Annotated in this window: 3 protein-coding genes; 1 reads left to right on the forward strand and 2 read right to left on the reverse strand. The window is 42.2% G+C overall.

Annotated elements, in window-relative coordinates; translation table 11 throughout:
- The first annotated feature begins 861 nt into the window (after positions 1 to 861).
- Positions 862 to 3171 carry an NACHT domain-containing NTPase gene (locus LC605_RS29145; RefSeq protein ID WP_229550930.1) on the forward strand — a complete coding sequence of 770 codons (2310 nt, stop codon included), beginning with the start codon at positions 862 to 864 and terminating at the stop codon, positions 3169 to 3171.
- A gap of 151 nt (positions 3172 to 3322) precedes the next feature.
- Here LC605_RS29145 and LC605_RS29150 read toward each other — a convergent pair whose 3' ends face one another.
- Positions 3323 to 3535, reverse strand: a complete 213-nt coding sequence (locus LC605_RS29150; RefSeq protein WP_229550931.1) for a hypothetical protein — start codon at positions 3533 to 3535, stop codon at positions 3323 to 3325.
- Positions 3536 to 3865: 330 nt separating this feature from the next.
- Positions 3866 to 8092: a chemotaxis protein CheB gene (locus tag LC605_RS29155; RefSeq protein ID WP_229550932.1), complete on the reverse strand. Its 4227-nt coding sequence runs from the start codon at positions 8090 to 8092 to the stop codon at positions 3866 to 3868.
- Positions 8093 to 8472 lie beyond the last annotated feature (380 nt).

Below are 8472 nucleotides of genomic sequence, written 5' to 3' on the forward strand. Positions count from 1 at the left end.
CCAGATTTTTTGGACTTGACAACCAATCTGCGATCGCAGATGGTTGCTCTGTTTTCCAAGCAATATAGTCTACACGACCCTGTTGATCAACATACTGACGCAATAACCTATCCCAAGGTTCAAAATCAATCATTATCACTGATTTAACTGTTGGCTAACTCCTTACAGTAAACCACAAACTTTTCAAAACCAAGCTAAAAACAAGGGTTTCAGCCATTGTGAATCTGGAGTATTCACCATTGCTTTTAGAGGGTTCAAGCGATCGCTCGCTTGAAGGTAGCTAGGGGTATCGTCTGAAATCCTCAATAAAACGTTGTTTTGTGAGTTCTGTGAGATCCCTGGTTTTAGCTGAAATGTCCAGGTGGTAAGACTTCTAAAAAACTTTTTGGTTTACTGTTCATAACTATTTTTTAGCGATCGCAAAACTTTTCGCTCTACTGACAGTAGCTCCCGTCGCTAAACAAAATATCACACTTGGTGTATCATCACGAAATCAATTGCTACTTTATTCAAAAGATAGATAAATTTGATACCCAATATACCCGTTGATTTATAGCTTAATTACTGTTGACAAAAATATTTTTCCCTTAACTTGTCACGAATGATATTAGGTTAACTTTATACACAACTGTGGAGGAGTGGTACAATAATAGCAACTATTTAATCTTACATAAAGTTTAGATTGCCGCACCACTAGAGTTATTAAATATACCATAATTCCGGAATACACACAAAAAAAAGTTAAAAATAACACTTAAACCAGTCATGTTTAACTGAGAACAATGCAATGAGAGGATATTAGGGGAAGATGCTTTAAATAAATCATCTTGAAAAATTCTTGTTTGATGTGTGTAAGCTTCTATGGTCAAGCGATCGCTCCAGGGATCAGTCACCGGCATTGAACAAGCCAAAAAAGCGTTCGCTCATAAGGGGTGGACACAAGACAATTTGGCTTTTGAAGTCAACTTAAAGACTCGCCAACCAATTTGGCGGTTTTTTAGTGGGCGTTCGGTTGACCGTTATATATTTATAGAAATTTGCTCTGTGTTGTCGTTGAATTGGCGGGAAATTGCGGCTAATCCTCCAGAAGAATTAAGCGAATCAAAAGAACTTGGTGCTGCTGAATTTTTAGATATTGATGCTCTAGTACAACAAGTGCGATCGCAACGCTTTGACAAAATTCAAGACCAGTGCGGCACTTTGCAGTTATTAAATGTTAGTCGCCCCGTTAGAATCGACGACATTTACATAGATGTCAACATTTTGGAGGAGATTGCAAGCTTTCAGTGGTTAGAGTTTGCTGACTTGCAAAAGTTTACATCAAAAGAATTTGATCGCTTTGGTTTAGGTGAAGTATCCCAAATAGAAATCGCGGGGATCACAGCAGTTCAAACTTACTCAAAGCTACGGGTGTTGGGTAAACCGGGAGTAGGTAAAACCACTTTTTTACAACATCTGGCGATTGAATGCAACCGAGGTAGATTTGCTGCAAATCGGGTTGCCATTTTTGTCACCTTAAGAGATTTTGCCGACGAATCTAGAGAAGCAGGAGAGTTCAATTTACTCAACTATATTTGCAAGGAATTCCTTACCTGTGGGATTTCCGATCCATCTGTGCTTGAAACTTTGTTGTTGTCAGGCAGAGTGTTGGTGTTGCTGGATGGATTAGATGAAGTGCTTCATCAAGAAAGGAAGGGTGTCGCCAATGAGATTCGCAGATTCTCTGAAAAGTATCAAAAGAATATATTTGTCGTCACCTGCCGCACGGCGGCTAAAGCTTTCAACCTTAGACGCTTTACAGATGTTGAAATTGCCCCATTTAGTCAAGACCAAATTGTTGCTTTTGCTCACAAGTGGTTTACAGCACTTACAAAAACGAACATCCAGAATAAACAAGAACAGGCAATTGAGTTTATTAAGAAACTAGATTTACCCGAAAATTTACAATTTCGTAGACTTGCCGTCTCCCCCTTGTTTTTACATCTCGCCTGCTGGGTTTTTCATCAGCAGAACAAATTCCCAAACCAAAAAATTGCGTTTTATAAGCAATGTTTAGACCTCCTCCTGGGCAAATGGGATGAAACTAAAGCAATTGAACGGGATCAAGTGTACGAAGGTTTCTTATTATCACAAAATCTGAAGTTGCTGAGTCAGGTTGCTAGCGCGACATTTGAGCAGGGTAATTACTTTTTTGAACAACGCATTGTTGAACAATATATTAGCAATTATATCTGTGATTTACCGAATGCTTCGACGGAACCAGAGGAATTGCAATTAGATAGTGAAGAGGTACTTCAGGCGATAGAGTTACAACATGGATTACTAGCAGAACGAGTGCGGGGGATTTTCTCCTTCTCTTATTTGACGTTTCAAGAATACCTAACTGCTCGAAAAATCGTTGCCAGTTATAATTTACAAACATTAGAACAACCGTTAGAACGTCTAGTGAGTCATATTAGTGAACCCAGGTGGCGTGAAATCTTTTTGTTAACGGTTGCCATGCTGCGGAGTGCAGATTTCCTAGTACTGTTGATGAAGCAGGAAGTTGATGCGCTAGTGGCTGAAGATCCATATTTGCAAAAATTTTTAACTTGGGCAAATCACAAGTCCCTTGCCGTTCCCTCCCAGCCTACTGCAATTTGCGCGTTTTACCTTGCTCTGGCTCGAACTCCTCACCTGATCTCGCACTTTGCTCTTGTCTGCATGCTTGATCAGGGTATTTTTTTGGATGCGGCATTAGATAACCTAGTAATGGAATGCACTATTGACTGCAAATCTAATTTTGTCGATGCCCATGCCTGCGACGATGCTTTGAGTTATGCTTTAGCGATCGTTCAAGATGCTGGCTTACATCAAGCTTTACAACAACTTAAAGATCTACTGCCTGATCCAGAACAAAGTAGAGAAAGGTTTCAGACATGGTGGGACAGAAGTTATCCTGCCTGGATGGAACTGTTAAAAGCCACGATCGCCAAGCATCGAAACATTGAGCATCACTGGCACTTCAGCCCACAGCAACAGCAAGTATTGCAACAATATTATAATGCCAATCAGTTGCTTATTGATTGCCTTAATAGCAACTGTGAGATTACAGACGTTGTGCGCCAGAAGATTGAAGCCAGTTTATTGCCGATAAAAGAACTCTCCAACCGAGAATGGCATGGGGCATGACACGATATGATATCAAGTTCGGTTAAACACTTATAATATCTGTAGGTTGGGTTGAGCAACGAAACCCAACGTTTGATCCTTGTTCATGTTGGGTTTCACTGCCGTTCAACCCAACTACATTGAGAGATTTTATTACAAGTAATTACCCTACTTATGTGGTAAGCCGCAAATCTGCCTCGGTGAGGAGTATCATAGTTTCTGCACCAACTCTGCCAAAGTCAGGCTCTAGCCCTAATGCCATCTCAATGAGATACGTCCATGTACCAGATTCAGGGGTGTAGTTGCGTACAATCCCTTCTCCACCTACAAAGCTCACCCATTGACTATTGCGAAACTTAGGCAGCTTCATGAAGGTTGCAGTCATGCTTTTGATTCCTCAATTCATAGTTGATACTTTCTGTTTTAATAGAAAAAATTAAATATGTTTTGTATCTTTTTAAGTAAAAATGTTAAATATCATCTATAACTTAAGAATGTTTTAGGTGCAGATTAGACAATTTATACGTAATTCAAACATTTATTCAAACATGATATATAGCAGTCCTAAATAATTTGTGAAAAATTAGATCCCCGACTTCTTTGAGAAGTCGGGGATCTAGATACCGCAAATTTTCAAAAATCAAATGTTATATTGCTATATTTGACAACAGTACCCTCAATGACAAATGACAAATGACAAATGACAAATGACAAATTACGAATTATCTGTGACTCGTCCACTCAAATTTGCAATCATCAATCCCAATTCAGCAAGGTCAATCGGTTTAGCTAGATGCATTTGGAAACCAGCATCAATTGCCGTTTGCTGCTCTTGTTCGGTGGCATAGGCAGTGATTGCTGCTGCTGGAATTTGTCCCCCCGCTTCAAGCGCTCTCACCTGACGAATTAGGGAGAAACCATCCTCCTCTGGCATCCCAATATCTGCTAGAAGTACATCATATTTGCCAGGAGATTCAGTTAAAGCCGCGATCGCTTCTCTTGCCGATGTCACAACCACTACTTCAGCCCCACAGTCTTCTAACATCCACTGGATTAAGTCGCGGCTATCCGCTTGATCATCTACAGCCAAGATGCATAACCCTTGAAGGGTAAGGGGTGGATTTTTAGCATCTAATGTATCCGGAGTCTCTGGCAAAACCCTCGGCTCTAAATCAGTTGGCGGTGTAATCTCCAACGGCATTGAGCGCAGAGGCAGCCTGATGGCGATCGTGGTTCCTAGTCCCTCGCCTGGACTTTGCGCTTGAACTGTTCCACCGTGAAGTTCGACAATATGACGGACGATTGACAAGCCTAATCCAAGTCCCTGAGTTGTTTTGCTGGTGCTAGAATCTCCTTGCCGGAAGCGATCAAAAATATATGGCAGCAAGTCTGCCCGGATGCCAATTCCGGTGTCGCTGACTCGAATTTCAGCATGAGTATATACAGCTTCGAGCGTGATTTCCACTCGCCCACCGGCTGGAGTGAACTTAATCGCGTTAGAAAGTAAATTCCACAGAACTTGCTGTAAACGATCAAAATCTCCGACAACTGTCGCCGAGTTCAACTGTGAAACAATCTGAATGCCTTTCGCCTCTGCGGAAAATTCGATAGACTCAATGGCGGCATCCACTACTGAAACTAGATCGATTAGACGAGTGTTTAAATGAAGCTTGCCACTCGTAATTCGTGAGACATCCAGCATATCATCGATTAACTGAGCTTGCACCTTAGCACTCCGCTCGATCACTTCCCAGGCACGAGTGACTGCTGAAGAATCTAAATCGTGAGTACGGAAAATTTGCGCCCAGCCCAGTATGGTATTGAGCGGATTACGAAGTTCATGGGAGAGGTTCGACAGGAATTCATCTTTGGCTCGGTTGGCAATTTGGGCCTGTTGACGGGCTGACTGCTCTTGTGCTAATAGCTCGGATCGCTCTAACTCAAACTGCTTGCGATCGCTGATATCTTCAATGGCCAGCAAAATCCTTTGAGCCTCTCCCTGTTGAATAATTTTCCAACCATTGATCAGCATGGTTTTCTGCCCAATCTGCTCAAAACGATGCTCTACTTCCCAGTTTTCAATACTGGTATCGTTGACGAGAATGTCTTCTAGGAGCGATCGCAGTTCGGGTATATTCCACTGACCGTTCCCTAACTCAAAAATCAGAGATTGCGCTGTCTGTGATTCTGAAACCTGAAATGTTTCATAAAACGAGCGATTGGCTTTGTTCACCCGGAAATCAGAATCAAGCATGATTAACGGCACTTGTACCGTCTCCACAATCGCTTGGGCGTAATTTCTCGCTTCTTCTAACGTTACTGCACTGCGTTTAAGAACATCAATATCTATTAACACCAACACTACACCGTCAATCTGGTTTTCTGTGGTGCGATAAGGACGGATGCGGAGATTGTACCAATGTCCCCCCAAAGTTTGAACTTCTAAGTCTTTGGTGCTGAGTGTGTCAAGTACCTCCAAAATTAGAGTTTCTAATTCAGGAACATCGAGATTCGCTCTGATATCACTCAAAGGTCGTCCAGCATCGGCGGGAATTAAATTGAAAAGTCGTTGCGCCATTGGCGTAAAACGTCGAACGCGTAAGTCCGAAGTCAATATCAAAATGGGAATATTAATACTGGCAAGTAAATTCGTGAGATCGTTGTTAAGTTGGTGTAATTCCAGATTACGAGACCGAAGTTCTTCATTAGTGGTGTTGAGTTCTTCGTTGGTTGCCTGAATCTCTTCTTTGGCAGTTTCTAGTTCCTCATTGGTGCTTTGCAACTCTTCATTACTCGACAGGATTTCTTCATTGGCAACTTTCAGGTCTTGATTGATATGCTCCTGCTCAAGGATCACCGCTTGCAGATACTCTTGAGTTGCAGCCCGTTCTTGGATGGCAGTTGCAAGTTCAAGCTTTAGCCGAACAATCTCCTGCGCTAAATCTGACTGCTCTTCGCTCTCAGGATTTACTGTGCTGGGGTTGTTAATTATGGGTGGGGCTGATTCAAATAAAACTAGAAAGTAGAGTTCTTCGTCAGTCGCAGGGTTGAATGGAATCACCTCAAGATTGATGATTCTTGAAATATCGCCGGATTCAATCCGTAACCCTTCCTTTCTAACTAGAATTTTTTGCCGTTGTGCCTGATAAATTGTCGCCCGTAGCTCGATGAGCAAGCCTTGGTGCACCATTTTGAATAAGTTAAAACTCGGTTTCCCCGGTGCAAGTTTTAGATAGAGATCGATTTGTCCCCGAAATTGCAGCACGTCCATCTTGTTGTTGATTACTACACCCACTGGGGCATAGCGATCCAAGAGTAGTTGGTCAGTTTTTTTCTCTAAGTCAAACTCATCCGATGAATTCTCATTGATCGGCTTTGGTTCGTCCACTTTTACTATCGGATAATTGCTGGTAATAAATGAAAAACTTGGACGAATTGCAGTTAGCTTTTTGGCATAAATTTTATACTTTCTGTCAATTAGAGTAAACAACTCCGAATATTTACCTGTGCTTTCTGAAGTCCCTAGCAGCAAGAAGCTAGTCGGATTAAGACTGTAATGAAAGATGGGCAATATCCGTTTTTGCAACGTTTCGTCCAAGTAAATCAGTACATTCCGGCAGCTAATTAAATCTAAGTTAGAAAAAGGGGGATCGCTGCCCAAGTCTTGTCGGGCAAACACACATAGTTCGCGGACAGTTTTGCTAATTTGATATCCACCGCCCTCAAGGGCATTAAAAAATCTGCGGCGGCTCTCTGGTGAGACTTCCACCATTTGATTTTCTGCATAAATACCTGATCTCGCTTTGTCAATCGCTATTTCACTGATGTCTGTGGCAAAAATTTGGATCGGCGGCGAGATTACTTTATTCGACAAAAACTCCAGCAAGGAGATAGCGATGGAATACACTTCTTCGCCCGTCGAACACCCAGCTATCCAAATCCGAATCGACAACCCTGCTGATTTGTTTTGGATGATGGTAGGAAAGACTCGCTCTTTCAAGAGTTGAAATGCTTCGGGATCGCGGAAAAAATGGGTGACGTGGATCAGAATTTCTTCATAGAGCGCCTTGACTTCACTCGGATTATTTTGCAAATATTGGGCATAATCCTCCAAGCGTTCTAGTTTATACAACAGCATTCGGCGCTGGATTCGCCGATCGAGGGTATTGGGCTTGTAGTGGCTGAAGTCAACGCCAGTTTGCGATCGCAATAATACAAATATAGTCGCCAGGGCATTTCCCTGTTTGGGCAATTTCTCAACTGCGATCGCGGGCAAAGAGTTAGAAATAAAAGGATTGCGACTGAGGTTTACCAGTTCCTCGGCGATTTTTTGAGGCGGTAGCACAAAATCCACATTCCCAGTGGCAACAGCTGTATTGGGCATACTATCGAATTTTGCCGTGTCTTCACACTGAGCAAAAGTTACGCCTCCAGCTGCCTTGATTGCCTTCAGCCCCAGTGAACCATCTCCATCCGCCCCAGATAAAACTACTGCGATCGCTTTGTTCCCTCGATCTGCTGCCAATGAAGTAAAGAACGCATCACCAGGCATATATTTACCATGAACTTTCTCTCGCGGCGTGAGTTGCAACACTCCAGCAGACAGCATCATCTTAGTGTTAGGCGGAATAATGTAGACCTTGTTAGGTTCTACAGTCATGCCATCTTGCACTTCAATAACAGGCATTTGAGTTGTTCTTGCCAGAATCTCGCTCAATAGACTCTTGTGGTTAGGGTCTAAGTGTTGAATCAACACAAATGCCATCCCTGTATCGGTAAGCAAATGCTTAAGTACCTGTGTAAATGCCTCTAATCCACCCGCAGAGGCGGCAATGCCAACGATGGGAAATAAAGCATTTGCAATGTCTTGCTGCTCTACGTCGAACACTTCATTAGCGGTAGATTCAGATACAGGTTGCTCAGAGGGTTGATTGGATGTCATAAGATGAAGTTTAGTACCGCAATGCTTTGGCGGCTAAGGTTTATATTTTAAGTTGCTTTACCAATTAGAAATTATGCTGAAAGTTTGTCATAAGTAGAAGTATGAAGTTAACTCTTGTACTGAACCAATGGAGTAAGAATAAAAGATGCGTATCAAAATTACGCGTAGGCGCAGCCCAACCTAGGCATCACCTACTCAAAAATAGTGTTTTCAACCCCAATTTTAGCCCGATTCTAGGGATATTTTAAGTAAAGAGTGGCGGATGAATAAACGGGTTTAAGTCCCCCACTAAATCGGAGATTTAGTGGTCTTTAATGAGTGGTGGGTCTGAATCCCCCACTCATTAATTCTGACTTCTGAATTCTTCTTCAATTCTTCTA

This window comes from Nostoc sp. CHAB 5836, assembly GCF_020829445.1.
Taxonomy (GTDB): domain Bacteria; phylum Cyanobacteriota; class Cyanobacteriia; order Cyanobacteriales; family Nostocaceae; genus Nostoc.

Bases quoted from the DNA above. Each gene is read 5' to 3' on its own strand.
- LC605_RS29145 (WP_229550930.1), top strand. From the start codon at position 862: ATGGTCAAGCGATCGCTCCAGGGATCAGTCACCGGCATTGAACAAGCC.
- LC605_RS29150 (WP_229550931.1), bottom strand. From the start codon at position 3,535: ATGACTGCAACCTTCATGAAGCTGCCTAAGTTTCGCAATAGTCAATGG.
- LC605_RS29155 (WP_229550932.1), bottom strand. From the start codon at position 8,092: ATGACATCCAATCAACCCTCTGAGCAACCTGTATCTGAATCTACCGCT.